The sequence below is a fragment of the Mesorhizobium sp. KR2-14 genome (assembly GCF_040049255.1).
Classification (GTDB): domain Bacteria; phylum Pseudomonadota; class Alphaproteobacteria; order Rhizobiales; family Rhizobiaceae; genus Pseudaminobacter.
On sequence record NZ_JBDZDR010000002.1, the window covers coordinates 798785 to 824995 of the forward strand.

The window sequence follows — 26211 nt, forward strand, 5'->3', positions numbered from 1 at the left end:
GTGAATCGGCGCTGCGCAAACAAAAAGGGCGCCGCAAGGGCGCCCTTTCCGTAAGCCTGATGCTTTATGGATTTCCTTAGAAATCCATGCCGCCCATGCCGCCCATGCCGCCGCCGGGCATGCCGGGCATGCCAGCGCCGGAGTCCTTCTTCGGGGCTTCGGCGATCATGGCCTCGGTGGTGACCAGCAGGCCAGCGACCGAAGCGGCGTCCTGCAGAGCGGTGCGGACAACCTTGACCGGATCGACGATGCCGAACGCGATCATGTCGCCATATTCGCCGGTCTGGGCGTTGTAGCCGAAGGTAGCCGACTTGTTCTCGAGGATCTTGCCAGCCACGATCGAGGCTTCGTCACCAGCGTTCGAGGCGATCTGGCGGGCCGGAGCCTGCAGAGCGCGACGCACGATGTTGATGCCAGCGGCCTGGTCGGCATTCTCGCCTTCCGCCTTGATGGCGAGCGAGGAGCGCAGCAGCGCAACGCCACCACCCGGAACGATGCCTTCCTCGACGGCCGCGCGGGTCGCGTTGAGGGCGTCGTCGACGCGGTCCTTACGCTCCTTGACCTCGACCTCGGTCGCACCGCCAACGCGGATCACGGCAACGCCGCCGGCCAGCTTGGCGAGGCGTTCCTGCAGCTTCTCCTTGTCGTAGTCCGAAGTGGTCTCTTCGATCTGCTGCTTGATCTGGGCGACGCGGCCCTGGATCTCGGCCTTCTGGCCGGCGCCGTCGACGATGGTGGTGTTCTCCTTGGAGATCGACACCTTCTTTGCACGGCCCAGCATGTTGAGCGTGACGTTCTCGAGCTTGATGCCGAGGTCTTCGGAGATGACCTGGCCACCGGTGAGGATGGCGATGTCTTCCAGCATGGCCTTGCGGCGGTCGCCGAAGCCCGGAGCCTTGACGGCGGCGATCTTCAGGCCGCCACGCAGCTTGTTGACGACCAGCGTGGCCAGAGCCTCGCCTTCGACGTCTTCCGAGATGATGAGCAGCGGCTTGGAGGTCTGCACGACAGCTTCCAGAACCGGCAGCATAGCCTGCAGGTTGGAGAGCTTCTTCTCGTGCAGCAGGATGTAGGCGTCTTCCAGATCGGCGACCATCTTTTCCGGATTGGTCACGAAGTAAGGCGACAGGTAGCCGCGGTCGAACTGCATGCCTTCGACGACCTCGAGCTCGGTCTCGGCGGTCTTGGCTTCCTCAACCGTGATGACGCCCTCGTTGCCGACCTTCTGCATGGCCTCGGCGATCATCTCGCCGATTTCCTTCTCGCCGTTGGCCGAGATGGTGCCGACCTGGGCGACTTCTTCCGAGGTCTTGATCTTCGTCGAGCTCTTGACGAGGTGAGCCACGACTTCCGAAACGGCCAGATCGATACCGCGCTTCAGATCCATCGGGTTCATGCCGGCGGCAACCGCCTTGTGGCCTTCCTGGACGATGGACTGGGCCAGAACGGTCGCGGTCGTGGTGCCGTCGCCGGCGATGTCGTTGGTCTTCGAAGCGACTTCGCGCACCATCTGGGCGCCCATGTTCTCGAACTTGTCCTCAAGCTCGATTTCCTTGGCGACCGACACGCCGTCCTTGGTGATGCGCGGGGCACCGAACGACTTGTCGATGACGACGTTACGGCCCTTCGGGCCAAGCGTCACCTTCACCGCGTCGGCAAGGATGTTGACGCCGCGCAGCATGCGCTCACGGGCATCGCGGGAAAACTTTACTTCTTTAGCAGCCATTTCTAAGCTCCTGGAGCGGGCCGTGTCCGGACCCGAAATTCAAAATTCTATGGGTGCGGTTGCTGAATTCAGCCGATGATGCCCATGATGTCGGATTCCTTCATGATCAGAAGGTCTTCGCCATTGAGCTTGACTTCGGTGCCCGACCACTTGCCGAACAGAACGCGGTCGCCGGCCTTGACTTCCAGCGGAACCACCTTGCCGGAGTCGTCGCGAGCACCCGAGCCGACGGCAACGATTTCGCCTTCCTGCGGCTTTTCCTTCGCGGTGTCCGGAATGATGATGCCGCCAGCAGTCTTCTCTTCAGACTCGACCCGGCGAACGACCACGCGGTCATGAAGCGGGCGGAAATTCGACTTTGCCATTTTGGTTATCCTTGGTGCGGATGTTGAACGATTCCTCCGTCCGGGCTTCCCGGACCAGCGTTAGCACTCGTTGGGATGGAGTGCTAACGCGAGGATCAAATAAGCCGGGGCCGTTTCGGAGTCAAGAAGCCGCAGGTCGGGCGAAGGCCAAACGCGGCGATTGCTAACACCTGTGAATTGCAGCATAAATATTCCCACTCAGATGTACGTGGGCCTTTATGACCGCATCGGTCGGTTGGCAGTTCATCCGGCCTGAGTTCGCGTCGTGCGGTCCTCGCGCGCGCCTCCTCGGGCTGGATTAAACGATGTCGCTGGACACCGAAACCGAATTGCCTGCCGCGCAGGCTGCGATCTCTCTCGCTGTGGAAAGTGGGTCGTCGCGACGTTGCCCTGAGCGCGCCGGCGTGCCCACCAACAAGATGAAGCGGTGGGGCAAGTACAAGTACTGGACCAAAAGGGACATCAACAAGCTGCGGCGGCTGGCGGCCGAGCAACTGCGGCCGTCCGAAATAGCGCGTCGTTTCAAGTTGCCGGTGCGTGCCGTCCGGTCGCGTGCTTTGAGGGAGCGCATCAGTCTGCTCCGTCCGGCTGAAGGCTGAGTTGCCAGGGCGGGACCTGTTCCACACTTGCAAACCAAGGATTCGAAAGGAGCGCCGGGCCAGCGCCTCGTGTGCTGCCGGAGCAACTGTTGCCTGCTGATGTGCGCTGCTGTTCGGCCTCTGGAAGGAGGGCGGCGGATCGAGGCGTTGCCCTTTGAGCCGGCGAGTCAAATCTTTGCGATCCGCGCAAGACGGCTGTTGAATGCTAAGCATGCTTATAATATATCGCGCTCATGGAATTCGAAGGTACGGAAAGGCTCGGCTTTCTCATTCATGACGCGGGGCGTTTGATGCGCAGGCGCTTTGAGAAGCTGGGTCGCGAATATGGACTTTCCTCGGCGCAATGGCGGCTGCTGGTGCGCGTGGTGAAGGATGAAGGGGTCGCGCAGGCTCGCCTGGCTGAATTGCTCGAAGTCGAGCCGATCAGTGTGTCGCGGCTGCTCGACCGAATGGAGGAAGGCGGCTGGATTGAGCGGCGGCAGGATGCTGCCGATCGGCGCGTGCGGATGATCTTTCCGAGCGAAAAAAGCCGCGAAGCATTTGGAGCGATCAGGGCAGTGGCCGGGGACGTGTTCGAGCAGGCACTGACCGGCCTTTCGCCCAGCGAGCGCCAGGGGGTTCTCCGTGGGCTTGCGAAGATCATTGAAAATCTTTCCGACGCCGAAGCGCCGGACCACAAGCAGACATTGTCAAAGGGTGCAACAGGATGAATGCCGTTTCGAAACTCAACGACCATGTCACCGAGGTCGAAGCGGAAAAGCTCTCGCCGAAGGTGACCGTTGCCCAACCTGATCAACAGGCTGCAAAGCCGGTGCGAAAGCGCCGCGCAGGCCGCATGTTCCTCATGCTCGCGCTGCCCTTGGCGCTGATCGTTGGCGGCGGCTATGTCTGGGTGACCGGCGGACGCTACCAGGAGACGGACAACGCCAACCTGCGCCAGGCCAAGGTTTCGATTGCCTCGCAGGAGGCTGGCCGCGTGATCGGCGTGAATGTGGCCGACAACCAGATGGTCAAGGCGGGGGACGTTCTCTTCGTCGTCGACCCGGAGCCGTATCGCATCGCTCTGGCGCAGGCGGACGCCGCGTTGGCAGCAGCAAAGCTGAATGTCGAGCAACTGCGGGCCGCCTACAGCCAGGCGGTGGCGCAGGAGCGCGTGACCGCCGGTGACGTGACCTATCTCCAGTCGCAGTTCAATCGCAGCATGGAGCTCGAAAGCCGCGGCTTCAGCTCGAAATCGAACCTGGATCAGGCGCGCCGCGACCTGGCCAAGGCGCAAGAGCAGCATGCCGCCGCGGTTCAGGGTATCGCCAGCGCGCGTGCCGCCCTCGGTGGCAATCCCGACATAGAAACCGACAAGCACCCGACCGTGCTCGCCGCGCAGGCGACGCGTGACAACGCGGCCTACGCGCTGGAGCAGACGACCGTGCGAGCCCCGGCCGACGGCATGATTGCCCAGGCTTCTTCGTTCAAGGTGGGCCAGTTCGTCGGCGTGGGCACGCCGCTGTTCAGCCTGGTCGAGACCGACGAACTGTGGGTGGATGCCAATTTCAAGGAGACCCAGCTCACCAATGTGAAGCCGGGGCAGAAGGCTGAAGTCACGCTCGACACCTATCCCAACCATCCGCTGAAGGCCACGGTCGAGGCGATTGGCGCAGGCACGGGCGCGGAGTTTTCGCTGCTTCCGGCGCAGAACGCGACCGGCAACTGGGTGAAGGTTACCCAGCGCATCCCGGTGCGGCTGAAGGTCGACACCGATCATCTGGATGTCGCCCTGCGCACCGGCATGAGCGCCACCGTGACGGTGGATACGGGCGTGGCCCGCGGCTTGCCCGGGCTGCTGTCCAGTGCGGTCGCAGCCGACAACGTGAAGTAACAGGAAAATCCAGCGGGCGCCTTCCAAGATGGCGTCGGCATTTCAGGTCCTAATCCATGAGCCCGACAACCCACGCCGAGGTCCCGCATCGGGGACTGATAACGGTGTCGATCATGCTTGCGACGGTCATGCAGGTGCTCGACACCACGATCGCGAACGTCGCGCTGCCTTCGATGGTGGGCGACCTCGGTGCGTCGGCCGACACCATCAACTGGGTGCTGACCTCCTACATCGTTGCCGCGGCCATCATGACGCCGGTGACCGGTTGGCTGTCCGACCGTTTCGGGCGCAAGGAACTTTTCCTCACCTCTGTCGTGGGCTTCACCATCACGTCCATGGCTTGTGGCGTTGCGTGGAGCCTGGAGAGCATGGTGACCTTCCGCCTGCTCCAGGGTGTGTTCGGCGCCGCGATCGTGCCGCTGTCGCAGACCTTCCTGCTCGACATCAACCCGAAGGAACGTCACGGCCAGGCGATGGCGCTGTGGGGCGCCGGCATCATGGTCGGCCCCATCATCGGCCCGACGCTGGGCGGCTGGTTGACTGAAAGCTTCAACTGGCGCTGGGTTTTCTTCATCAACCTGCCGGTCGGCATCATCGCCTTCCTCGGATGCGCCGCCTATCTGCCGGCCGTGGCCAAGCGTCTGCGCGGATTCGACTTCTTCGGCTTCGCCATGCTCAGCCTTGGCGTTGGCGCGCTGCAGCTCATGCTCGACCGCGGCGCCGAGGTGGACTGGTTCTCCTCGGTCGAGATCTGGATCGAACTGGGCCTCGCGATCATCGGCTTCTGGGTCTTCATCGTGCATCTGCTGACGGGGCAGAACACCTTCATCGACCCAAAGATCTTCAAGGATCGCAATTTTGCGACCGGCCTGGTGTTCATCTTCGTCATCGGCGTGATCCTGCTGGCGAGCCTGGCGCTGCTGCCGCCGATGCTGTCGACGCTGTTCAACTATCCGACCATCACCACCGGCCTCATCATGGCGCCGCGCGGTGTCGGCACGATGATCTCGATGCTCATGGTCGGGCGGCTGGTGCGCATCATCGACGCTCGGCTTCTGGTCGTCACCGGCCTGTTGCTGACGGCGCAGTCGCTCTACACGATGTCCGGATTCTCGCCGCAGATGGACTCCCATCTGATCATCGTTACCGGCATCGTGCAGGGGCTGGGGCTGGGCCTGGTTTTCGTGCCGCTGTCGACGGTTGCCTTCGCAACGCTCGACCCGCGCTACCGCACCGATGCCACCAGCCTGTTCAGCCTTGTGCGCAATATCGGGTCTTCCATCGGCATCTCGGTGGTGACGGTGATGCTGACCCAGAACACGCAGATCAACCATTCCGAGCTGATCGCCAACATCACGCCCTACAACCAAAGCCTGCAGGCGCTGTCGCCGGACGCGGCGTCTGGAAACCTGGCTGCTCTGGCCCAGATCGACCGGCTGGTCACGCAGCAGGCGATGATGATTTCCTACGTCAACGACTTCAAGTTGATGATGATCGTCTCGCTCTGCGCCATTCCTCTGGCCCTGCTTCTGCGCAAGCCGAGGGTGGCGCCGGTCGGGGCAGCCGCGCCCGCTGCCCATATGGATTGATGCCGCGACCGGCCGCCTGAACAGCGGCGGCCGGTTCCGTGTTCCCTTTCGCCGGGGGGCTCAGGCCGGGCCTGGCCCGACCGAAAGGTGGTGACACGCTGCGGCGCTTGGGCTAATCCCGGGCCGCCGGGCCATTCGCCCCAAGCAATCCCACGAAAGACGACAGTGAAGGAAATGCCATGACGGGGTCGCCCGAAACGATCGGAACGCTGGACGCCCTGACCGACCGCTACGCCGCCCTGCTGTGCGATGTCTGGGGCGTGCTGCACAACGGGATCGATCCTTTCCCCGAAGCTGGAGAGGCCTTGCGCCGTGCTCGGGAGAACGGGCTGGCCGTTGTGCTGATCACCAATTCACCGCGCCCGCGCGACGGGGTGGTGGAGCAACTGGCGTCGATCGGCGTGCCGGAGGACGCATGGGATCGCATCGTCACCTCCGGCGATGTCACCCGTGACCTGATCCGCACGGCGCCGCGCAAGATCTTCCATCTCGGCCCCGAGCGTGATCAGTCCATCTACGACGGTATCGATTGCGAGCTGGTCGAGGAGTTCGAGGCGGATGCCGTGGTTTGCACCGGCTTGTTCGACGACGAAGTCGAGACGCCCGAGGACTATACCGAGATGCTGCAGCGGCTGCGTTCGCGCAACCTGCCGTTCATCTGCGCCAATCCCGACATCGTGGTCGAGCGCGGCGACAGGCTGATCTGGTGCGCCGGCGCCTTGGCGCGCGATTATACGCTGCTTGGCGGGCGAACTCTTGTTTCGGGCAAGCCGCACCGCCCGATCTATGCCGCCGCGCTTGACGCAGCCGGTGAAGTTCTGGGGCGCCAGGTTGCCCCCGAAGAGGCGCTCGGCATCGGCGACGGCATGATGACTGACGTGAAGGGCGCGGCCGACAATGGCCTGGACGTGCTCTACGTCTCGGGCGGCATCCACGCCGGTGACTACGGCGATGCGCTCAACCCCGATCTGGAGCGGCTTTCGGATTTCCTCGAAAAGCACGGCCATCGTCCGCTGGCGGTCATTCCCAGGCTTCGGTAGAAGAGCATATGAGCCAGTCCTTCCAGCGCATTCGCGATACCCAGAGATTGCCAGAGCCGCTGCGCGGCGGCGTGGTGGCCATTGGCAATTTCGACGGTGTGCATCGCGGCCATCAGGCCGTTCTGGACCGGGCGCTGGAGGAGGCGCAGCGGCGCGGAGTGCCGGCACTGGTGCTGACTTTCGATCCGCATCCGCGCATGGTGTTCCGCCCCGAGACGCCGCTGTTTCTTTTGACCCCGCCGCCGTTGAAGGCTCAGATTCTGGCCGAACTCGGCTTCGCCGCCGTGGTCGAGCAGCCCTTCACACGCGAATTCGCGAGCCTCGATGCCGAGCGCTTCGTATCCGAGATACTTCACGAGAAGCTCGGCATCTGCCACGCGGTGACCGGCTTCGACTTCCACTTCGGCAATAACCGCCAGGGCGGCCCGGCCTACCTGATGGATGCCGGCGAGCGCCTCGGCTTTGGCGTCACATTGGTTGACGCATTTCGCGACGAGGGGGCGGAGATCGTGTCCTCAAGCCGCATACGCGAACTCCTATGTGAGGGCGAAGTGGCGGAAGCGGCCGGCCTGCTGGGCTATCGCTTCACCGTCGAGGCCGAGGTGACGGGCGGCAAGCAGCTTGGCCGCACACTCGGGTTTCCCACTGCCAACATGGCGCTGCCGGAAAGCACCGCGCTGAAGCACGGCATCTACGCCGTGCGCTTCCGCCGAAGCGACGGCACGCTGCATGACGGTGTTGCCAGCTTCGGCCGTCGTCCGACGGTGGACGACAATGGAGCGCCCCTGCTGGAAACTTTCCTCTTCGACTTCTCCGGCGATCTCTACGGCCAGACCTGCCGGGTCTCGCTGTTCGGCTATCTGCGCGGCGAGGAGAAGTTCGACGGGCTTGAGGCGCTCGTCGCGCAGATGAAGCGCGACGAACAGGAGGCCCGTGCATTGCTTGCCGGGGTCAGGCCGCTTTCCGAACTCGACCGGCGGCTGACCTTCGCGAACGAGCCGGCGTAGAAGCAGCTACGCTCGCCTTCTCACCTCGCCGCAAAGGCGATGCTGCCCGCGCGTCAGGCCCTTGCCGGGGGCATGTGGCTGGGCATGGCGCTGCGAAGTGCAAGGCCGAAAGCGATGAAGGTCCAGCCCTGGAAGATCAGGTCGATGGACAGGAACAGGCCCAACACCCAAAGACTGTTGACCGGCCAGCCGCTGGCAATGATCAGGCCAGCGATGATCGACACAACGCCGCCGGCAACGATCCAGCCCCAGCCGCGCTCCCTGCGGTTCCTGATGCCGATCCACAGCCGCAACAGGCCCGAGGCGATCAGGCTCACCGCCAGCAGGAAGGTCAGGACCGCCGAAGCCAGCAGCGGGTTGTAGAAGGCCAGGAACCCGGCGATGGCGTAGAGCAGGCCGCTCAGCAGCCACCAGAAGAAGCCGCCCCAGGTCTTTACCCCGAAGGAATGGATGATCTCGACGATGCCGCCGACGAGCATCAGCGTGCCGACCAAATACACTGAGGCGACGGTGGCGATAAACAGGTTTCCAAGCGCAATTCCGCCGAAGATCAGCAGAAGTATACCAAGGGCGACGAACCAGCCCCATTTGGTCCTGGTCTCGCTGACCGCTTCCCTCAGTGCATCAGGCATTTCAGAGTGCAAAGTCATCGCCGCCTCCATTGGCTGTTGGCGCTGCCCGATCTTACATGCAGGAAGCTAGTGCGCTGGGGCGGCCCGTCCAGTGAAGTAACAGCTTGTTCGGTATGCGAAAGAGCGCTCCGGTCAGGCGCAGTTAATTCAAATTTTACCGACCACCGGCGAAAGCGGCTGTCATAAGCCTTTGTGTAAAGAGTACGCGGAAATGACAGTGTCTTTTGATCGGGTTTCTGTGGCCTGCGCGGCTGCAATCTTGCTGGCCGGCACGGCCGACGCGGCGGCCGAGGGATGGTTCAGCGGCGACTGGTATCTGACGGTGGGAGCCAGCGGCTTCGTGGCCCCCAACTACGAAGGTGCCAAATACATGCTCATGGGCGCCTCGCCGCTGGTTTCGTTCGGCAGGGCAGGCACTCAGGCGCGCTTCACCTCCCGCAACGACAACATATCGATTGCGCTTTTCGATGCCGGTGCGGTGCGCGCCGGCCCGGTGGGCAAGATCGTCTGGGGTCGCGATGGCGACGACGCCGATGAACTTAAGGGCCTCGATCCGGTTCGTTGGGGTGCCGAGGCCGGCGTGTTTGCCGAGGTGTACCCGACCGACTGGCTGCGCGTGCGCGGCGAGGTGCGGCACGGACTGCGGTCGCATACCGGCGTGGTTGCCGACGTTCATGTCGACGCATTCGAGGATGTGACGCCGACCGTGCGTGTTTCCGGTGGTCCGAGGGTGTCGGTTGCCTCCGCCAGGTTTCTCGATGCCTATTACGGTGTCAGCCCGAGGGAGGCCGCTGCATCGGGCCTGAGCCCGTTCAAGTCGGAAAGTGGCATGCGTGCGCTGGGCTTCGGCGGTGCCGTGACCTGGAGGACGACCGACAAGATCACCACGAGCCTTTTTAGCGAATACGCGCGGCTCATGGGCTCGGCGCGCGACTCCAGCCTTGTGCGGGAGCGTGGCTCGCCCAACCAGCTCCAGATCGGCATTTCGGCAACCTACCGCTTCGATTTCAGCATGTAGGCGGTCACTTTTCCATTATGGGCTTTATTCCACGGCTTGCGTCCTTTAAAAGCGCGGCCATGAGATGCCTCGTGCCCGTCTTGGCGATTGCTATACGAATTATGGGCCCGGCCTTCCGGACGGCTTGATGCCGCCCGAAAGTCCGGGAGTTTTGTCTACGCGCCTGACTGGCCGTTCCCCGATACTTTGACAATTGAACGCCCGAGGCAGCTTTCGCCGGGCAATCCGATGGCAAGACAATGACCGATACGTCCGAAAAGCTCGATTACTCCAAGACCCTCTATCTGCCGCAGACCGATTTTCCGATGCGCGCGGGGCTGCCGGAGAAGGAGCCGCACACCGTGGCGCGCTGGCAGAAGATGGACCTCTACAAGCGCCTGCGTGAAAGTGCTGCCGGCCGCGAAAAATTCGTGCTGCACGACGGCCCGCCCTATGCCAACGGCAACATCCATATCGGGCACGCGCTGAACAAGGTGCTGAAGGACGTCATCACCCGCTCGTTCCAGATGCGCGGCTTCGATAGCAACTATGTGCCGGGCTGGGACTGTCACGGTCTGCCGATCGAGTGGAAGATCGAGGAAAAGTACCGCGCCGCCGGCAAGAACAAGGACGAGGTACCGGTCAACGAATTCCGCCAGGAATGCCGCGATTTCGCCGCGCACTGGATCGGCGTGCAGACGGAGGAGTTCCTGCGGCTCGGCGTGGTCGGCGACTTCAAGAACCCCTACACCACCATGGCCTTCCACGCCGAGGCCCGGATCGCCGGCGAACTGCTGAAATTCGCCAGGTCCGGTCAGCTCTATCGCGGCTCCAAGCCGGTAATGTGGTCGGTGGTCGAGCGCACGGCGCTGGCCGAGGCCGAGGTCGAGTACCAGGACTATGAGAGCGACACGATCTGGGTGAAGTTCCCGGTCGAGAAGGGCGTCCCCGCGCTGGAGGGCACGCATGTCGTCATCTGGACGACCACGCCCTGGACCATCCCCGGCAACCGTGCCGTCAACTATTCGTCGCGCATCAGCTATGGCCTCTACGAGGTGACGGCTGCCGAGAACGATTTCGGTCCGCAGCCTGGCGAAAAGCTGATCTTTGCCGACGCGCTGGCGGAAGAGGCTTCGGCCAAGGCCAAGATCACCATGAATCGGCTTCGCAACATTTCAGCCGAAGAACTTGAAGGCCTTACTCTTTCCCATCCTCTGGAAGGGCTTGGCGGCGGCTACGAGTTTCCGGTTCCCATGCTTGCCGGCGACCATGTCACCGACGACGCCGGCACCGGCTTCGTGCACACCGCGCCTGGCCATGGCCGCGAGGACTTCGATGCCTGGATGGACGCGGCGGCTGCGCTCGAAAAGCGCGGCATCGACACGCGCCTGCCGTTCACCGTCGATGACGCAGGCTTCTTCACCAAGGATGCGCCGGGCTTCGGCCCGGATCGCGAGGGCGGGCCGGCGCGCGTCATCGACGATAACGGCAAGAAGGGCGACGCCAACAAGGCCGTCATCGACGAGCTGATCAAGCGCAACATGCTGTTCGCGCGGGGCCGGCTGAAGCACAGCTACCCGCATAGCTGGCGTTCCAAGAAGCCGGTTATCTTCCGCAACACGCCGCAGTGGTTCGTCCACATGGACAAGGAACTGGGCGACGGCACCACGCTGCGCTCGCGCGCACTGAAGGCCATCGACGACACGCGCTTCGTGCCGCCGGCCGGCCAGACGCGCCTGCGCTCGATGATCGAGGAGCGCCCGGACTGGGTGCTTTCGCGCCAGCGCGCCTGGGGCGTGCCGATCACCGTGTTCGTCGATGCCGACGGCAATGTGCTGCTGGACGACGAAGTCAACGCCCGCATCCTCGAAGCCTTCGAAAAGGAAGGGGCCGATGCCTGGTTCGCCGAGGGCGCACGCGAGCGCTTCCTGGGCAGCCGCGCCAACGAGCCGTGGACGCAGGTGATGGACATCCTGGACGTCTGGTTCGATTCCGGTTCCACGCACAGCTTCACGCTGGAGGATCGCCCGGACCTGAAATGGCCGGCGGACGTCTATCTGGAAGGCTCCGACCAGCATCGCGGCTGGTTCCATTCCTCGCTGCTGGAAAGCTGCGGTACGCGCGGCCGCGCGCCCTATAACGCCGTCGTCACCCATGGCTTCACCATGGATGAGGAAGGCCGCAAGATGTCGAAGTCGCTCGGCAACACGGTGGTGCCGCAGGATGTCATCAAGCAGTCGGGCGCCGACATCCTGCGCCTGTGGGTGGTGACGACCGACTATTGGGAAGACCAGCGCCTCGGCAAGAACGTGTTGCAGACCAATATCGACGCCTACCGCAAGCTCAGGAACACCATCCGCTGGATGCTGGGCACGCTCGCCCACGACGACGGCGAAGTGGTGCCGCTGGCCGAAATGCCGGAACTGGAGCGGCTGATGCTGCACCGCCTTGCCGAACTGGACGAGGTGGTGCGCGCCGGCTACGATGCGTTCGAGTTCAAGCGCATCACCCGTGCGCTGCTCGACTTCATGGTCGTGGAGCTGTCGGCCTTCTATTTCGACATCCGCAAGGATGCGCTCTACTGCGAGGCGCCTTCCAGCGTGAAGCGCAAGGCGGCCGTGCAGGTCGTGCGCCACCTGTTCGACCATCTGGTGACGTGGCTGGCGCCGATGCTGCCCTTCACCACCGAGGAAGCCTGGAACGATCGCTATCCCTCGTCCGAGTCGGTGCATCTGGAGCAGTTCCGAGCCGTTCCTTCCGAATGGAAGAACGATGCGCTGGCTGAAAAATGGCGCAAGATCCGCCATGTGCGCAGTGTCGTCACCGGCGCTCTCGAGCTGGAAAGGGCAAGGAAGACCATCGGCTCCTCGCTGGAGGCGGTCCCGGTCGTCTACTTCGCCGATGCCGCTCTGGAGGCGGCTCTCGCCGACGTCGACATGGCCGAGATCAGCATCACCAGCGACCTCGTCGTCACGCGCGGTGAAGCGCCGGCGGACGCCTTCACGCTGCGTGAGGTGCCGGGCGTGGCCGTGGTGGTGGAGAAGGCGGAGGGCAGGGGCCTGCGCAAATGCGCGCGCTCGTGGCGCTACACCGCAGACATCGGCGCCGACTCGCGCTTTCCCGATGTTTCCGCGCGGGATGCGGCGGCGCTGCGCGAACTGGAAGCGCTCGGACGCATTTGAAGGTGCGGGAAGGGCGGCGGCACGGTCGTTGCCCTTCCTTTCCGCTTGCGCTAAAAGCGCGGGACACCGGTCGACAAATTGTCGCCGGATTCCCGTCGGAAGAGGGTCGATGGGGAACGTCCGGGCGCCCGCCCGGAAACCGGCGAGAGCGAGAGGCGGACTGCAGTGAAATTCTCCGGCATGACTGAAAAGACGCACGCGCGCCTGTCTGTTTTGGCGTTGCTGGTTTCCGGACTGGCAGTTTCCGGCTGCGTCGGCTCTCCCACCTACGGCACGGACAAGACGGCCGGCGAGCAGCTTGTCGGCGATGTCACTGGCATTCTCTCGGTGGCGCCGAAGAAGCGCGCTGTCATAGATTATAAGCCGCGCCCGGAACTGGTGCGACCGAAGGCGGGCGAAAAGCTGAGCCTGCCGGCGCCGCAGAACAGCATCGTGACGGCCGAAAACAGCGTCTGGCCGGAGTCGCCGGAACAGCAGCGGGCCCGGCTGCGCGCGGAAGCGACGCAGAACCGTGACAATCCCGGCTGGCGTCCAGAGATCCAGGGGGACGTCAACGCGCCTTCTTCGGCGCCCTCCTTGCCGCTCGGCGCCTCGCAGCGCAGCTTCGAGTCGGGCATCGGCAAAGCCGAAGATGAAAAGAGCAAGCGCGAGGCGTTCAACAAGCGCTTGGCCGAAAACCGTCAAGGCAGCCCCACGTCGCGCAAATATCTCAGCGAGCCGCCGCTGGACTACCGGAAGCCGGCCGAAACCGCGCCGACCGACGACGTCGGCGAGGACGAGTACAAGAAAGAGCGGCGCCTGAAGGCCGCGGCGAACAAGGGTAGCTGGCGCAATATTCTGCCCTGGTAAGTCCGAGCGCGTTTAGCGTTCAAATCTCGCGGCGCGACTGGAAGAAATTCTTGAGCAGCGATGCGGCGTCGCATTCGGCGATGCCGGAATAGACTTCCGGCACATGGTGACACGTCGGAGAGGAAAAAAAGCGTACGCCACTGACCACGGCGCCGCCCTTTTCGTCCGCCGCGCCGAAATAAAGGCGCCGGATGCGCGCGAAGGATATGGCGCCGGCGCACATGGTGCAGGGCTCGAGAGTCACATAGAGATCAAGTTCGGTGAGGCGCTCCGCTGATAATTTTTGCGAGGCTTCGCGGATCGCCAGCATCTCGGCATGCGCAGTCGGGTCGTTGAACTCGCGGGTGCGGTTGCCGGCGCTGGCGACGACTGTGTTGCCGTCGGCCAGAACCGCACCCACCGGTACTTCGCCGCGTGCTGCTGCTGCCCTTGCCTCGGCAAGTGCCAGCGCCATGAAATCAGGGCGTTTCAAACCTTATTCCCCTCGCAACTGTGAAGTGTTCCTGTTATCTACCGCCCCTGAAAGGCATATTCCACATGGACGACGATCGAAAGAAATTCCCGCGCAAGGGCGGGCCCAAGCCGGGTGGTCCGCGAGGCCGCGATGGCGCGCCGCGCAAGGACGGAAAACCCGGATTCGCTGGCAAGCAGGGCTTCGGCGGCAAGCCGCGCGCGGAAGGTTCGAAGCCTTTCGTAAAGCGCGAGCGCGATGGCGCGGACCGTCCCTTTGCCAAGCGGCGTGACGATGCCTTTGCCGGTGGCGATCGCCCCAAGCGCGATTTTCGCCGCGACGACAGGCCGCGCGAAGGCGATGCCGAGCGGCCGAGGCGCGAGTTCCGGCGCGACGACAGGCCGCGCGAGGAAGGGGCCAAGCCTTTCGTAAAGCGTGAGCGCGATGGCGGCGACCGGCCCTTCGCCAAGCGGCGTGACGATGCCTTTGCCGGTGGCGAGCGGCCCAAGCGCGATTTTCGCCGTGACGACCGGCCGCGCGAAGGCGATGCAGAGCGGCCGAGGCGTGAGTTTCGGCGTGACGACAGGCCGCGCGAGGAAGGTGGTTCCGGCTTTCAGAAGCGGCCGCGTCCCGAAGGGCGGCCCTTCGAGAAGCGCGAGGGCCCGCGGCCCGGTCGCTTCGAGCGGGCGACTGAGAGGGGCGAAGGTTTTTCGCGTGAGAATCGCAATGAGGCTGAGCGTGGCGAACGGCCGGCGCGGCAGTTCGACCGTCCGCGCGCCCCGCGCGAAGGCGGCTTCGAGGGACGTCCGAGACCCGAAGGCGGAAAACCGAGGCCCAAGCCGGCAGGTGCCGGCCACAGGCCGTTCGATCGCGCCCGCGGCGCGGCGGAAGAAGCGCCGGGCGAGCGCATCGCCAAGCGACTGGCGCGCGTGGGCATCGCCTCGCGCCGCGATGCCGAGGAACTGATCGCGGCAGGGCGCGTGCGGGTAAACGGCCAGGTGCTGACCTCGCCTGCCTTCAACGTCATGCCGCAGGACCGGATCGAGTTGGACGGCGAGGTCATCCCGCCGGCCGAGCGGACGCGGCTGTTCCTGTTTCACAAGCCCGCCGGGGTGGTGACCACCAACCGCGACCCTGAGGGCCGCAAGACGGTTTTCGACATTCTGCCCGCCGACCTGCCGCGCCTGATGACGGTCGGCCGCCTCGACATCAACACCGAGGGCCTGCTGCTGCTGACCAATGATGGCGGCCTGGCGCGCGTGCTGGAACTGCCGACCACAGGCTGGCTCCGGCGCTACCGCGTGCGCGTGCACGGCAAGGTCGACGAAAAGCAGCTTGAGGCGCTGAAGGAAGGCATTGCCGTGGACGGCGTCTTCTACGGCGCGGTCGAGGCTTCGCTCGAGCGCACGCAGGGCACCAATGCCTGGCTCACCGTCGGACTGCGCGAGGGCAAGAACCGCGAGGTCAAGAACATCCTCGGCGCGCTCGGCCTTGAGGTCACGCGGCTGATCCGCATCTCCTTCGGGCCGTTCCAGCTCGGAGAGCTGCCGGAGGGCCATATCCAGGAGCTAAAGGGGCGCCTGCTGCGCGAGCAGCTCGGCGAAAGGCTGATCGAGGAAGCAGGCGCGAATTTCGACGCCGATATCCTCAAGCCCTTCTCCAACAAGCCGGTGAGCCGTGATTTCGGCAGGGATGCCGATGCAGGCGCGCCGGCCCGGGCGCCGCGTGAGCCGCGGTCGCTTGAGGTGGGCGAAGGCGGCCTGATCAAGCGCAACCGCAGACGCGACGAACTGCGTCACCGCGAAGACATGCGCGATCGGCTGCAAACGAAGCCGGAACGCGGATTCAAGCCAGACCATGGCGACAAGCCGCGTTTCAAGTCCAAGCACGGCGAAAAGCCGGGTGGCGAGCGTGCAAGCCGGCCGTTCGAGGCACCGGGCCAGCGCAAGGCCAATGTGTGGATGGCGCCGGGCGCGCGCCCCATCGGCAAGGGCAAGTCGACGGCCGAAACGTCGGAAGGGCCGGCCCGCAAACCGGGCAAGCCGCACCACGGCAAGCCCTTCTTCGACAAGGCCGGCGGCGGCAAGTCGGGCTTCGGCAAGCCCCGCCGCGAAGGCGACGAGGGCAGGGGACCACGCGGCGGCGACGATCGTCCATCGGGGCCGCGCGGGGGCAAGGGCGATGCGGGTCGTCGGCGGTGAGTTTCGCGGCCGGCCTTTGGCCACGCCGCGAACCAACTCAATTCGGCCGACCACGGACCGCACCCGCGAGGCGCTGTTCAACGTGCTGGCGCATCGCTACGCCGACCGGCTGCAGGGCGCGCGCGTGCTCGACCTGTTCGCCGGCACCGGCGCGCTCGGGCTGGAGGCTTTGTCGCGCGGGGCCTCATTCTGCATGTTCGTGGAGGAGTCGGCGGAAGGGCGCGGGCTGATCCGCGCCAATGTGGAGGCGTTCGGCCTCACCGGCCGCACCAAGATCTTCCGGCGAGATGCCGCCAAGCTGGGAGCGGCAGGCACCGTCCAGCCATTCGACCTGGTCTTCGCCGATCCGCCTTATGGCAAGGGCCTCGGCGAGGCTGCGCTGCATTCCGCCCTTGCGGGCGACTGGCTTGCGGCGAATGCACTATGCGTCGTGGAGGAAAGCGCAGCGGCCGCCTTCGATCCCGGCCCCGGCTTCTCGATCGTCGACGAACGCAGCTACGGCGAAACGATCATTCGCCTGATTGAGCGGGCCTGAAACCTGTTCAGGGACAGAAATGTGAAATTTCTGGCTCAAAAAGCTCAACTTTTTTCACCAGCCTCTGTTTTTTCCGATTCTGGTCTAGAATCGGCCTCTTTCTCACGACAGATGACAATCTGTTAACTTTTCGGGATAGGGTGTTTGCACCTATATCTCGGCAAGCTCGTGAAAATAACGAGAAGCCGAAAATAACGAGAAGCCAAGGAGCCCCAGTTGATGTTTTTTGAAACCGGGCGGCTGATGCCGCGCAGCCGGGCATGGGCCGCGTCGCTTGCGCTGCTGGTCGCCACCGCAGTTGCACTTCCGGCCGTCGCCGAACCCTCCGCCGACGTCGCCAACTTTACGCTCGACAACGGCATGGAGGTCGTCGTCATTCCAGACCACCGCGCACCCGTGGTGACTCACATGGTCTGGTACAAAATAGGTAGCGCCGACGAACCGGCCGGCAAGTCCGGGATCGCACATTTCTTCGAACACCTGATGTTCAAGGGCACGACCAACCACAAGGCGGGCGAATTCGGTGCCAAGATCGCGGAGATCGGCGGCAGCGAAAACGCCTTCACCTCGTACGACTACACGGCCTATCACCAGACCGTGTCGCCGGACGCGCTCGAAACCATGATGAGTTTCGAGGCCGACCGCATGCGCAACCTGATCCTCACCGACGATGTGATCGGGCCCGAGCGCGACGTCATCCTCGAGGAGCGCCGCTCGCGCATCGAGGGCAGCCCCGAGGCTCTGCTCGGCGAGGAGGTTCAGGCTACGCTGTTCCAGAACCATCCCTACCGCATCCCGGTCATCGGCTGGATGCACGAGATGGAACAGCTGAACCGCCCCGAGGCGATCGAGTTCTACAACCGCTACTACGCGCCGAACAATGCGGTGCTGGTGGTGGCTGGCGACGTCGAGCCGCAGAAGGTGCGCGAGCTTGCCGAGAAGACCTACGGCAAGGTGGCGCGTGGGCCGGACCTGCCGCCGCGCATCCGACCGACCGAGCCGACCCCGCACACCAAGCGCACCGTGACGCTGAGCGACCCGCGTGTCGCCGTCCCGAGCTTTTCCAGGGCCTGGGTGGTTCCGTCCTATACCCGTGCCCAGCCCGGTGAAGCAGAAGCGCTCGACCTGCTGTCAGAGATTCTGGGCGGCGGCCAGCGCAGCCGTCTCTACCAGCAGCTGATCGTCAAGAGCGGCATCGCTTCTGACGCTGGCGCATTCTACGACGGCTCTTCGCTCGACGACACGTCCTTCACGCTCTACGGCTCGCCGCGCGACGAGAGCGGCCTGCAGGCCGTGGAAGGCGCGGTCGACGCCGAGCTTGCCCGCATCATCAAGGAAGGTGTGAGCGAGCAGGAGCTGCAGAAGGCCAAGGACCGCTATGTGCGTGGCATGATCTTTGCGCGCGACAAGCAGTCCAACATGGCCAATATCTACGGCGCAGCACTTGCCACGGGAAAGACGGTCAAGGACGTGCAGGAGTGGCCCGAGAGGGTCCGTGCAGTCACGGCCGAGCAGGTGCAGGCCGTCGCGGCCAGGTATCTGAGGCCCGAAATCGGGGTGACGAGCTATCTTCTGCCTTCCGGCGAAGAGGCCGAGCCCGCCACGGCGGATGCGCCTCCTGTCGGCGCGGACGCGCCTGCTGCCGGGCCTGAACCGGTCGGCGCACAGCCAGAAGGCAGAACTCCGGCCGATGCTCCGACGGTAAACACCGCCGCCCCCGCAAATTGAACTGGAATAGTTGAATGACACTGAAGATGGACCTGCGTTCGCCGGCGGTTGGCTTCGTGGCCACCGTTGCGACCTCGCTGATGTTGCTGCTGCACGGCCTGACGCCGGCGCGCGCCGACATGAACATCCAGGAAGTGAAGTCCGATAGCGGCGTCAGCGCCTGGCTGGTCGAGGATTACTCGGTGCCGATCGTCTCGATCCGTTTCGCTTTCGAGGGCGGCACCACGCAAGACCCCAAGGGCAAGGAGGGCCTGACCACCCTCATGACCGGGATGTTCGACGAAGGTGCGGGCGATCTCGACAGGGAGGCCTTCCAGGCGCGCCTCGACGACCTGGGTGCCGACATGGGTTTCAGCGCCAATCGCGACGCGATCTATGGCTCCATGCGCATGCTGGCCGAGCAGAAGGACAGCTCCTTCGACCTGCTGCGCATGGCCATCAATGCACCGCGCTTCGACAAGGAACCGCTGGATCGCATTCGCGCGCAGATGGTTTCCGGCATCCTTGCCGGCGCTCGCGATCCCAACACGGAGGCCCAGTTCAAGTGGGCGACGGCGCTCTATGGCGATCATCCGTATGCGAGGCGTGCGGAGGGCACCGAGAAGACCCTGACCACGATCACCCAGGACGACCTGCGCGATCTGCACAAGGCCATCTTCGCCCGCCAGAAGCTGAAGGTCGCGGTCGTCGGCGCCATCGATGCGGATGCCCTGAAGGTAGAGCTGGACAAGCTGTTCGGCAGCCTGCCGGAGAAGCCCTCGCTCACCCCGGTGCCCGACATCGCGCCCAAGCTGGGGCAGCAGGTTCGCGTCGAATACCCATTGCCGCAGACCAGCATCCAGCTTACCTATCCCGGTATGGAGCGCGACAAGCCCGAGTTCTTCGCGGCCGTTCTGATGAACCACATCCTGGGCGGCGGCACCTTCTCCTCGCGGCTTTTCGACGAGGTGCGGGAAAAGCGCGGGCTGACCTATGGCGTGAGTTCGTCGCTGGTGAACAGCGACCACTCTTCGGCGCTGATAATCGGCACCTCAACTCGCGCTGATAAGGCGAACGAGACGCTGAGCGTCATCCGCGACGTGGTGAGCAAGATGGTCAATGAAGGACCGACTGAGGCCGAGTTGAACGCGGCCAAGAAGTACCTGATCGGCGCCTACCCCATCAACAATCTCGACTCCTCGAGCGCTGTTGCCAGCACGCTGGTGGAGCTTCAGGTCGAGGGCCTCGGCATCGACTACATGCAGCGTCGCGCGGACCTCATCAATGCGGTGACGCTTGAGGATACGAAGGCGGTGGCGCGCAAGCTTTTGGACGTCGCCCCGGCCGAGCTGATCGTCGGCCCGTCCGATGCTGCCACTGCCGCAGCCGCGGGAGGCAATGGATGAGCCCAACCTTCGCCGTCGCCTTCGGTGGCGGCGGAGCTCGCGGCCTCGCCCACATCCACGTCATCGAGGCGCTGGACGAATTGGGCATCCGCCCCGTTGCAATTGCCGGCTCCTCGATCGGCGCGATCATGGGGGCCGGCATGGCTGCCGGCATGACGGGCCGGCAAGTACACGATTATGCCCGTTCCATCCTCGGGCGCCGGGCAGAAGTGGCAAGCCGCATGTGGCGGGCCCGGCCCATGACTTTCGCGGAAATGATGGAAGGCGGCCTGCGCGTCAGCCAGTTCAACATCGAACGCATCCTCAGGTCGTTCCTGCCGCCGGAAATTCCGGCCACATTCGAAGAGCTGAAAATCCCCCTGAGAGTGACGGCGACCGACTATTTCGGGCACCAGCTCAGGGTTTTCAGTTCGGGCGATCTCAATTCAGCGCTTGCGGCCTCCGCCGCCATCCCGGCGGTGTTCGGCCCGGTCAAGCGCGGCGGCCGCCTTCTGATAGATGGCGGCATCTACAACCCGGTGCCGTTCGACCTGGTTGAGAAGGATGCAGACATCGTGATCGCCATCGATGTCATCGGCGCGCCCACCGACAACGGATACAGGAAGCCGAACTCCATCGACCTGATGTTCGGCGCCACGCAACTGATGATGCAGTCGATCATCGCCGGCAAGCTCGAACATACTCAGCCCGACATTCTTCTGCGTCCGCCGGTGTCGCGCTTCCGCGTGCTGGACTTCCTCAAGATCGACGCGGTGATGGGCGAGACAGTCGCCATCAAGGACGAACTCAAGCGAGCGGTCGAGGTCGTTCTGGACAGACGCGAAAACCGCCGGCGCGCTTAGCCCCTCATTTTCACTCGGCCTGTGTTCACGCTGCTCAAGGTCTTAACCCGCGAAAACCTGTTCGAGGGATCGAAAGCCCTTGAACTCGAGCGCATTGCCCGACGGGTCGCGAATGAACAGCGTTGCCTGTTCGCCTGGCTCTCCAGCAAAGCGCAGCATCGGCTTTTCCAGCCAGTCGATATCGTTGCGCGCCAGCAGCCGGTCGGCCAGGGCCTGCCAGTCGTCCATAAGCAGAACGACGCCGAAATGCGGAATAGGCACCAGCTTGCCGTCGACCTGCCCGTCACTGGCCGCGGCCGCCGTTGCGGGGCGCAGATGCGCCGACATCTGATGGCCATAGAGGTCGAAATCCACCCAGGTCTCGGACGAGCGCCCGATCGCGCAGCCAAGAACGTCGCGATAGAACGCGCGGGTTTCACCCAGGTCGCGGACGGGGAAGGCGAGGTGAAAAGGCGTCATGCTTTCGGCTTTCCTTGTTGGCTTCGCGCATTGTGATTGGCGAAGGGGCTACGTCGTCGGGCGATTGCACCTAGAGTCTTCAGCCTAACCCATTGCACAACAGGGTGCGGAACAATAGATGGTGCAGCAGGCGGCCGCGCTTGGCGCGCGAACCCAAGAGCGCAAGTTTGGGAAGATTCGCATGAACGACATTTCCGACACTGCACAGGATGCCGCACGGCTGACCGATCGGGTCGCCGCGCTTGTGGAGGCGGCCAAGAAGGCCGGCGCCGACGCAGCCGACGCTGTCGCTGTTCGCGGCCGCTCGACCAGTGTTTCCGTGCGCCTGGGCAAGGTCGAGGGCACGGAGGCCTCGGAAAGCGAGGATGTGTCGCTGCGAGTATTCGTTGGCCAGCGTGTCGCCAGCGTCTCGGCCACGGCCGCTTCCGATCCCGCAGCCCTCGCGGAGCGGGCGGTCGCCATGGCGAGGGTTTCACCTGAAGACCCGTTCCAGGGTTTGGCGGATGCGGAGCTCCTGGCAAAGACCATCCGCGACCTTGACCTCATCGACGGTACCGTCGTTTCCGCCGAGCAGCTCAAGGCCGATGCGCTGGCAGCCGAGGAAGCGGCACTTGCCATCCCAGGCGTCACCAATTCCGGCGGCAGCGGCGCCAGTGCCGGCATGGGCGGGCTGGTGCTTGCCACGTCGCACGGCTTCCTCGGCCAGTATGCCGCCACCCGTTTCTCGCGCTCCACGAGCGTGATCGCGGGCGAGGGCACCGGCATGGAGCGTGACTACGACTTCTCCTCGCGCCTTCACTTCGCCGACCTGGAAACGCCCGAGAAGATCGGCCGCACGGCCGGCGAGCGGGCGGTGCGGCGGCTCAACCCGCGCCAGGCCAAGACCGGCCCGGTCGACGTGGTGTTCGATCCGCGCGTGGCGCGCGGAATTGCCGGCCATCTTGGGGGAGCCATCAACGGCGCCTCGGTCGCGCGCAAGACCAGCTTTCTGCGCGACATGATGGGCAAGCAGGTGGCGTCGGCCTCCATCACCGTCATCGATGAGCCGCTGCGCATGCGCGGTCCATCCTCCCGCCCGTTCGACGGCGAGGGCGTGGAAGGCGAGAAGCTGGTGATGGTCGACAAGGGCGTGCTGAACCACTGGTTCCTGTCGGTCTCGGCGGCCAAGGAACTGGGGTTGAAGACCAATGGTCGCGGCGTGCGCGGTGGCTCCTCCGTGTCGCCGGGTTCGACCAACTTTTCCATCGAGCCGGGCGAGCGCTCGCCCGAGGACCTGATCCGCTCGCTCAAGAGCGGCTTCTATGTCACGGAGGTCTTTGGCCAGGGCGTCAACATGGTCACCGGCGAGTACAGCCGCGGCGCTTCCGGATTCTGGATCGAGAATGGCGAGCTTGCCTATCCGGTGGCGGAAGTTACCATCGCCTCCAACCTCAAGGACATGTTCCTCAACATGATTCCCGCCGACGATCTTGACCGCAATTTCGGGACCGCCGCGCCGACATTGCTCATTGAAGGGATGACGCTTGCGGGCAACTGAAGCCATCGCAATGACGAGTCGCAAGGACGACCTCTCGCTGCTGATAGATGCGGCACGCGAGGCCGGCGATATCGCGATGCGATATTTCAAGCGCAATCCGGAAGTGTGGATGAAGACGGGCCAATCGCCCGTCACCGAGGCCGATTTCGCGGTCGACGCCTTCTTGCGCGAGACATTGACTGCGGCCCGCCCCGGCTACGGCTGGCTGTCGGAGGAAACCGCCGACAGCGCCGAGCGGCTGTCGATGCGCCGCACCTTCGTGGTCGATCCGATCGACGGCACGCGCGGCTTCATCGACGGGGCAAGCAGCTGGTGCATCAGCGTTGCAGTCGTGGAGGCGGGGCAGCCAGTCGTCGGCGTGCTCGATTGCCCGGCGCGTGAAGAGGTCTATTTTGCAACGCCGGGCGCGGGCGCCTGGAAGAACGGCGCGCCCATTCGGGTGCGTGATCCAGGGCCGGAAGCCGTAATCGGCGGCCCGAAGCCATTCTTCGAGGCCTTGCCCGAGACGTGGCGCGAGCGGGTGCGCCGCATGTCCCACGTCCCCTCGCTGGCCTACCGACTGGCCATGATCGCGGAAGGCGCTCTCGACGCCACCTTCGTCAAGCCAAACGCCCACGACTGGGACATCGCCGCAGCCGATCTGATCCTGCGCGAGGCGGGTGGTTGCCTTCTGAATACGTTGGGGAACGCGCCCTCCTATGGCGGTTCAATTACGTCGCATGACGCGCTCGTTGCCGGCAGCGGCGACCTGCTTGCCGTCATTGCGGAGGTGATCGCCCAACGCTGACGGGCGAGGCGGTTTCAAAATGCGCGGATTTGCTTTAGGTAGTGGCAAATTTGCATTTACGATTCAGGAATAGCCATGGCCGATGCAGACGGAAAAAAACAGCTTTTGCACCTGGTTTTCGGTGGCGAGCTGAAGACGCTCGACTCCACCGAGTTCCGCGATTTGGACAAGCTGGACATCGTCGGCATTTTCCCCGACTACAAGTCGGCCGAAAGCGCCTGGAAGTCGAAGGCGCAAGCCAGCGTCGACAATGCGCATATGCGTTATTTCGTGGTCCATCTGCATCGCCTGTTGAATCCGGACGAAAATGGGGCCTCCGGTCAGCGCTGATGGAGGACCAAGCAGTAGCGCCGGTGGCCAGGGTGGCGGCCGGCAAGAAACGCAAGGCGGGCGTTGTGCAGAGCTTTTGGCGTAAGGTCCGCAAGCCTCTTGCGCAGTCGCGCTTCGTCAAGGGCGCGATCGGGAGCTTCCTTGCCTATGCATTGCGCTTTGTGCGCCTGACCAATCCGCTCGCGAAGGGGTCGTCCAACCTCAGAGAGGCGCAGGCCGAGCTCAGCCCGGCAATCATCGCGCTGTGGCACGGCCAGCACCTGCTGGCTCCATGCCTGCTGCCGAGGGGCCAGAAGATGCTGGCAATGGTTTCGCGCAGCGCCGACGCGGAACTGAATGCGCTGGCGCTGGAAAAGCTGGGCTTCGAGGCGGTGCGCGGGTCCGGCGGCCGTGAGGATGTCCGTCACCTCGACAAAGGTGGCGCCAGGGCGCTGATTGCCCTGAAAAAGGCGCTTGATGCCGGCACCAACGTGGCCATGATTGCAGACATTCCACATGGCACCCCGCGCGAGGCGGGACTGGGCATCGTTACGCTTGCCCGCCTGTCCGGCAGGCCGGTCGTTCCGCTGGCGGTCGCCACCAGCCGGCGCAAGGTTCTGGAAAGGACCTGGGACAAGACCACGATCAATCTGCCGTTCGGTCGTTCGGCGGCGATCGTGGGCGAGCCGTTGCATGTTCCGGCCGATGCCGACGCGGCCGAGATGGAGCGCAAGCGCCAGGAACTGACCGCCTCGCTCACCCGCGCCACGGAAGAGGCCTACAGCATCGTCGACGGTGGCCGGACATGAGCGAGCGCTGGGCCCGCGCCCTTTTGTCGACCTATCGGCTGGCCGGATCGCTCGCCTATCCGGTGATCGGCACCTATGTCACCTGGCGTTCCACCAAGGGCAAGGAAGATCATGCACGGCGGCGCGAACGCTACGGCCGCCCTGGAAGGCCAAGGCCGGAAGGCCCGCTGATCTGGATGCATGCTGCCAGCGTAGGCGAGACGCTGGCCGTCGTGCCGCTGATCGAAACCATCCTCAGCTACGGCATCAACGTGGTGCTGACGACCGGCACCGTCACTTCGGCACGGGTGGCTGAAGAGCGGCTCGGCGACCGCATCATCCATCAATATGTGCCGCTAGACCTGAAGCCGGCGGTCAGCCGCTTCCTTGACCATTGGCAGCCGGATCTGGCGATCATCGCCGAATCCGAGATCTGGCCCATGACCATCCTGGAGCTTGGCAAGCGTCGCGTGCCGCAGGTGCTCGTCAACGGCCGCTTGTCGGACCGGTCCTTCGCGTCCTGGCACAAGCGGGCCTATCTGGCCGAGGCGCTGTTCGAAAACCTTGCCCATGTCGTGGCGCAGTCCGATCTCGACGGCCAGCGCTTCGCCGCACTTGGCGCGCGGCCCGTCACCGTTTCGGGAAACCTGAAGGTGGACACAGCGCCGCCGCCTGCCGACGAGCGGGAACTTTTTCTACTCCAGCGGCAGATCGGACGGCGGCCGACCTGGGCCGCGGTCTCCACGCATGACGGCGAGGAGATGGTGGCGGCGGATGTGCACATGCGGCTGCGCTCGCGCCATCCGGGCCTGCTCACCATCATCGTGCCACGGCATCCGGATCGCGCTGCCTCGCTCGTGGAAGAGTTCGCCGCCAAGGGGCTGAAGGTGGCGCGGCGCAGCACGGGCGACAGTATCGACTCCGACACCGACATCCTGTTTGGCGACACGATCGGTGAGATGGGGCTTTTCCTGCGCCTGACGGAGATCGCCTTCGTCGGCCGCTCGCTCACCTCCGAAGGCGGGCAGAATCCGCTCGAGCCGGCCATGCTCAGGACGGCAGTTCTCGCCGGCCGCAATGTCCAGAATTTCCGCGAGAGCTATCAACGCCTCATCGAGCGCGGCGGCGCCAAGCTGGTGCGCGACCCCGACATGCTTGCCGGCGCGGTGAATTTCCTCCTGCTCAATGAAAAGGTGCGGCGCAACATGATCGCCGCCGGCATGACCGCCGTCGACGAGATGCGCGGCGCCCTGGCCAAGACGCTGAAGGCGCTCGATCCGTTCATCCAGCCGCTGATCGTGAAGTCGCGGCTGAAAGGGACGCAATAGAG

24 protein-coding genes are annotated in these 26211 nt (G+C 64.4%); 19 read left to right on the forward strand and 5 right to left on the reverse strand.

Features of this window, described 5'->3' with window-relative positions; all coding sequences use genetic code 11:
• Positions 1 to 76: 76 nt before the first annotated feature.
• Complete coding sequence (gene groL / locus ABLE86_RS08365; protein ID WP_348778454.1) at positions 77 to 1726, reverse strand: chaperonin GroEL; 1650 nt, start codon at positions 1724 to 1726, stop codon at positions 77 to 79.
• Between the two features lie 68 nt (positions 1727 to 1794).
• The gene (groES, locus tag ABLE86_RS08370) at positions 1795 to 2091 is read right to left on the reverse strand and encodes a co-chaperone GroES (RefSeq protein ID WP_348778455.1); all 297 of its coding nucleotides are present in this window, start codon (positions 2089 to 2091) and stop codon (positions 1795 to 1797) included.
• A 305-nt stretch (positions 2092 to 2396) separates the two neighbouring features.
• On the opposite strand from groES, the gene ABLE86_RS08375 reads away from it, so the two are divergent.
• The 6 genes from ABLE86_RS08375 to ABLE86_RS08400 all read left to right on the forward strand — a co-directional run bounded on the left by ABLE86_RS08375 (position 2397) and on the right by ABLE86_RS08400 (position 8199).
• Complete coding sequence (locus tag ABLE86_RS08375) at positions 2397 to 2690, forward strand: hypothetical protein (RefSeq protein WP_348778456.1); 294 nt, start codon at positions 2397 to 2399, stop codon at positions 2688 to 2690.
• 233 nt (positions 2691 to 2923) lie between these two features.
• Positions 2924 to 3400, forward strand: a complete 477-nt coding sequence (locus tag ABLE86_RS08380) for a MarR family winged helix-turn-helix transcriptional regulator (protein ID WP_348778457.1) — start codon at positions 2924 to 2926, stop codon at positions 3398 to 3400.
• Complete coding sequence (locus ABLE86_RS08385; RefSeq protein ID WP_348778458.1) at positions 3397 to 4563, forward strand: HlyD family secretion protein; 1167 nt, start codon at positions 3397 to 3399, stop codon at positions 4561 to 4563. The genes ABLE86_RS08380 and ABLE86_RS08385 overlap by 4 nt, the downstream gene beginning before the upstream one ends.
• A 56-nt stretch (positions 4564 to 4619) precedes the next feature.
• On the forward strand, positions 4620 to 6152 hold the full coding sequence (locus ABLE86_RS08390) for a DHA2 family efflux MFS transporter permease subunit (RefSeq protein ID WP_348778459.1): 1533 nt from the start codon (positions 4620 to 4622) through the stop codon (positions 6150 to 6152).
• Between the two features lie 179 nt (positions 6153 to 6331).
• A complete protein-coding gene (locus ABLE86_RS08395) occupies positions 6332 to 7192 on the forward strand; it encodes a TIGR01459 family HAD-type hydrolase (RefSeq protein ID WP_348778460.1) in 861 nt (286 codons plus the stop codon).
• 8 nt (positions 7193 to 7200) lie between these two features.
• Positions 7201 to 8199: a bifunctional riboflavin kinase/FAD synthetase gene (locus ABLE86_RS08400; RefSeq protein ID WP_348778461.1), complete on the forward strand. Its 999-nt coding sequence runs from the start codon at positions 7201 to 7203 to the stop codon at positions 8197 to 8199.
• 53 nt (positions 8200 to 8252) lie between these two features.
• Here the strand turns inward: ABLE86_RS08400 and ABLE86_RS08405 are convergent, their stop codons facing one another.
• Entirely contained in the window at positions 8253 to 8849 is a 597-nt protein-coding gene (locus ABLE86_RS08405; RefSeq protein ID WP_348778462.1) for an HdeD family acid-resistance protein, read from the reverse strand.
• Between the two features lie 193 nt (positions 8850 to 9042).
• On the opposite strand from ABLE86_RS08405, the gene ABLE86_RS08410 reads away from it, so the two are divergent.
• The 3 genes from ABLE86_RS08410 (at position 9043) to ABLE86_RS08420 (ending at position 13859) form a co-directional block, all read left to right on the forward strand.
• Positions 9043 to 9849, forward strand: a complete 807-nt coding sequence (locus ABLE86_RS08410) for a MipA/OmpV family protein (RefSeq protein WP_348778463.1) — start codon at positions 9043 to 9045, stop codon at positions 9847 to 9849.
• A 239-nt stretch (positions 9850 to 10088) separates the two neighbouring features.
• On the forward strand, positions 10089 to 13010 hold the full coding sequence (gene ileS / locus ABLE86_RS08415; protein WP_348778464.1) for an isoleucine--tRNA ligase: 2922 nt from the start codon (positions 10089 to 10091) through the stop codon (positions 13008 to 13010).
• 180 nt (positions 13011 to 13190) lie between these two features.
• Positions 13191 to 13859, forward strand: a complete 669-nt coding sequence (locus ABLE86_RS08420) for a hypothetical protein (RefSeq protein WP_348778465.1) — start codon at positions 13191 to 13193, stop codon at positions 13857 to 13859.
• Positions 13860 to 13878: 19 nt separating this feature from the next.
• Here the strand turns inward: ABLE86_RS08420 and ABLE86_RS08425 are convergent, their stop codons facing one another.
• Positions 13879 to 14331 carry a nucleoside deaminase gene (locus tag ABLE86_RS08425; protein WP_348778466.1) on the reverse strand — a complete coding sequence of 151 codons (453 nt, stop codon included), beginning with the start codon at positions 14329 to 14331 and terminating at the stop codon, positions 13879 to 13881.
• A 65-nt stretch (positions 14332 to 14396) separates the two neighbouring features.
• On the opposite strand from ABLE86_RS08425, the gene ABLE86_RS08430 reads away from it, so the two are divergent.
• From ABLE86_RS08430 to ABLE86_RS08450, 5 genes are all read left to right on the forward strand, one after another.
• Positions 14397 to 16511 (forward strand): pseudouridine synthase, encoded by a 2115-nt coding sequence (locus tag ABLE86_RS08430; RefSeq protein ID WP_348778467.1) that lies wholly within the window; start codon positions 14397 to 14399, stop codon positions 16509 to 16511.
• On the forward strand, positions 16492 to 17046 hold the full coding sequence (gene rsmD / locus ABLE86_RS08435) for a 16S rRNA (guanine(966)-N(2))-methyltransferase RsmD (protein ID WP_348778468.1): 555 nt from the start codon (positions 16492 to 16494) through the stop codon (positions 17044 to 17046). Before ABLE86_RS08430 ends, rsmD begins: the two co-directional genes overlap by 20 nt.
• Before the next feature lie 219 nt (positions 17047 to 17265).
• Positions 17266 to 18774, forward strand: a complete 1509-nt coding sequence (locus ABLE86_RS08440; RefSeq protein ID WP_348778469.1) for an insulinase family protein — start codon at positions 17266 to 17268, stop codon at positions 18772 to 18774.
• Between the two features lie 14 nt (positions 18775 to 18788).
• The gene (locus ABLE86_RS08445) at positions 18789 to 20159 is read left to right on the forward strand and encodes a pitrilysin family protein (protein WP_348778470.1); all 1371 of its coding nucleotides are present in this window, start codon (positions 18789 to 18791) and stop codon (positions 20157 to 20159) included.
• The gene (locus tag ABLE86_RS08450; protein ID WP_348778471.1) at positions 20156 to 21001 is read left to right on the forward strand and encodes a patatin-like phospholipase family protein; all 846 of its coding nucleotides are present in this window, start codon (positions 20156 to 20158) and stop codon (positions 20999 to 21001) included. Before ABLE86_RS08445 ends, ABLE86_RS08450 begins: the two co-directional genes overlap by 4 nt.
• Before the next feature lie 42 nt (positions 21002 to 21043).
• Here ABLE86_RS08450 and ABLE86_RS08455 read toward each other — a convergent pair whose 3' ends face one another.
• On the reverse strand, positions 21044 to 21460 hold the full coding sequence (locus ABLE86_RS08455) for a VOC family protein (protein ID WP_348778472.1): 417 nt from the start codon (positions 21458 to 21460) through the stop codon (positions 21044 to 21046).
• A gap of 181 nt (positions 21461 to 21641) precedes the next feature.
• Between ABLE86_RS08455 and ABLE86_RS08460 the strand changes: the two genes are divergently transcribed.
• The 5 genes from ABLE86_RS08460 to waaA all read left to right on the forward strand — a co-directional run bounded on the left by ABLE86_RS08460 (position 21642) and on the right by waaA (position 26209).
• Positions 21642 to 22997, forward strand: a complete 1356-nt coding sequence (locus tag ABLE86_RS08460) for a TldD/PmbA family protein (RefSeq protein ID WP_348778473.1) — start codon at positions 21642 to 21644, stop codon at positions 22995 to 22997.
• A 10-nt stretch (positions 22998 to 23007) separates the two neighbouring features.
• Positions 23008 to 23784, forward strand: a complete 777-nt coding sequence (locus ABLE86_RS08465; protein WP_348778474.1) for a 3'(2'),5'-bisphosphate nucleotidase CysQ — start codon at positions 23008 to 23010, stop codon at positions 23782 to 23784.
• A 75-nt stretch (positions 23785 to 23859) separates the two neighbouring features.
• Positions 23860 to 24114 carry a DUF4170 domain-containing protein gene (locus ABLE86_RS08470; protein ID WP_348778475.1) on the forward strand — a complete coding sequence of 85 codons (255 nt, stop codon included), beginning with the start codon at positions 23860 to 23862 and terminating at the stop codon, positions 24112 to 24114.
• On the forward strand, positions 24114 to 24902 hold the full coding sequence (locus ABLE86_RS08475) for a lysophospholipid acyltransferase family protein (RefSeq protein WP_348778476.1): 789 nt from the start codon (positions 24114 to 24116) through the stop codon (positions 24900 to 24902). Before ABLE86_RS08470 ends, ABLE86_RS08475 begins: the two co-directional genes overlap by 1 nt.
• The gene (gene waaA, locus ABLE86_RS08480; protein WP_348778477.1) at positions 24899 to 26209 is read left to right on the forward strand and encodes a lipid IV(A) 3-deoxy-D-manno-octulosonic acid transferase; all 1311 of its coding nucleotides are present in this window, start codon (positions 24899 to 24901) and stop codon (positions 26207 to 26209) included. Before ABLE86_RS08475 ends, waaA begins: the two co-directional genes overlap by 4 nt.
• The last annotated feature ends 2 nt before the right edge of the window (positions 26210 to 26211 follow it).

Excerpts from the sequence above, each read along its gene's own strand:
- groL (WP_348778454.1), bottom strand. The coding sequence starts at position 1,726 with ATGGCTGCTAAAGAAGTAAAGTTTTCCCGCGATGCCCGTGAGCGCATG.
- groES (WP_348778455.1), bottom strand. The coding sequence starts at position 2,091 with ATGGCAAAGTCGAATTTCCGCCCGCTTCATGACCGCGTGGTCGTTCGC.
- ABLE86_RS08375 (WP_348778456.1), top strand. The coding sequence starts at position 2,397 with ATGTCGCTGGACACCGAAACCGAATTGCCTGCCGCGCAGGCTGCGATC.
- ABLE86_RS08380 (WP_348778457.1), top strand. The coding sequence starts at position 2,924 with ATGGAATTCGAAGGTACGGAAAGGCTCGGCTTTCTCATTCATGACGCG.
- ABLE86_RS08385 (WP_348778458.1), top strand. The coding sequence starts at position 3,397 with ATGAATGCCGTTTCGAAACTCAACGACCATGTCACCGAGGTCGAAGCG.
- ABLE86_RS08390 (WP_348778459.1), top strand. The coding sequence starts at position 4,620 with ATGAGCCCGACAACCCACGCCGAGGTCCCGCATCGGGGACTGATAACG.
- ABLE86_RS08395 (WP_348778460.1), top strand. The coding sequence starts at position 6,332 with ATGACGGGGTCGCCCGAAACGATCGGAACGCTGGACGCCCTGACCGAC.
- ABLE86_RS08400 (WP_348778461.1), top strand. The coding sequence starts at position 7,201 with ATGAGCCAGTCCTTCCAGCGCATTCGCGATACCCAGAGATTGCCAGAG.
- ABLE86_RS08405 (WP_348778462.1), bottom strand. The coding sequence starts at position 8,849 with ATGACTTTGCACTCTGAAATGCCTGATGCACTGAGGGAAGCGGTCAGC.
- ABLE86_RS08410 (WP_348778463.1), top strand. The coding sequence starts at position 9,043 with ATGACAGTGTCTTTTGATCGGGTTTCTGTGGCCTGCGCGGCTGCAATC.
- ileS (WP_348778464.1), top strand. The coding sequence starts at position 10,089 with ATGACCGATACGTCCGAAAAGCTCGATTACTCCAAGACCCTCTATCTG.
- ABLE86_RS08420 (WP_348778465.1), top strand. The coding sequence starts at position 13,191 with ATGACTGAAAAGACGCACGCGCGCCTGTCTGTTTTGGCGTTGCTGGTT.
- ABLE86_RS08430 (WP_348778467.1), top strand. The coding sequence starts at position 14,397 with ATGGACGACGATCGAAAGAAATTCCCGCGCAAGGGCGGGCCCAAGCCG.
- rsmD (WP_348778468.1), top strand. The coding sequence starts at position 16,492 with ATGCGGGTCGTCGGCGGTGAGTTTCGCGGCCGGCCTTTGGCCACGCCG.
- ABLE86_RS08440 (WP_348778469.1), top strand. The coding sequence starts at position 17,266 with ATGTTTTTTGAAACCGGGCGGCTGATGCCGCGCAGCCGGGCATGGGCC.
- ABLE86_RS08445 (WP_348778470.1), top strand. The coding sequence starts at position 18,789 with ATGACACTGAAGATGGACCTGCGTTCGCCGGCGGTTGGCTTCGTGGCC.
- ABLE86_RS08450 (WP_348778471.1), top strand. The coding sequence starts at position 20,156 with ATGAGCCCAACCTTCGCCGTCGCCTTCGGTGGCGGCGGAGCTCGCGGC.
- ABLE86_RS08455 (WP_348778472.1), bottom strand. The coding sequence starts at position 21,460 with ATGACGCCTTTTCACCTCGCCTTCCCCGTCCGCGACCTGGGTGAAACC.
- ABLE86_RS08460 (WP_348778473.1), top strand. The coding sequence starts at position 21,642 with ATGAACGACATTTCCGACACTGCACAGGATGCCGCACGGCTGACCGAT.
- ABLE86_RS08465 (WP_348778474.1), top strand. The coding sequence starts at position 23,008 with ATGACGAGTCGCAAGGACGACCTCTCGCTGCTGATAGATGCGGCACGC.
- ABLE86_RS08470 (WP_348778475.1), top strand. The coding sequence starts at position 23,860 with ATGGCCGATGCAGACGGAAAAAAACAGCTTTTGCACCTGGTTTTCGGT.
- ABLE86_RS08475 (WP_348778476.1), top strand. The coding sequence starts at position 24,114 with ATGGAGGACCAAGCAGTAGCGCCGGTGGCCAGGGTGGCGGCCGGCAAG.
- waaA (WP_348778477.1), top strand. The coding sequence starts at position 24,899 with ATGAGCGAGCGCTGGGCCCGCGCCCTTTTGTCGACCTATCGGCTGGCC.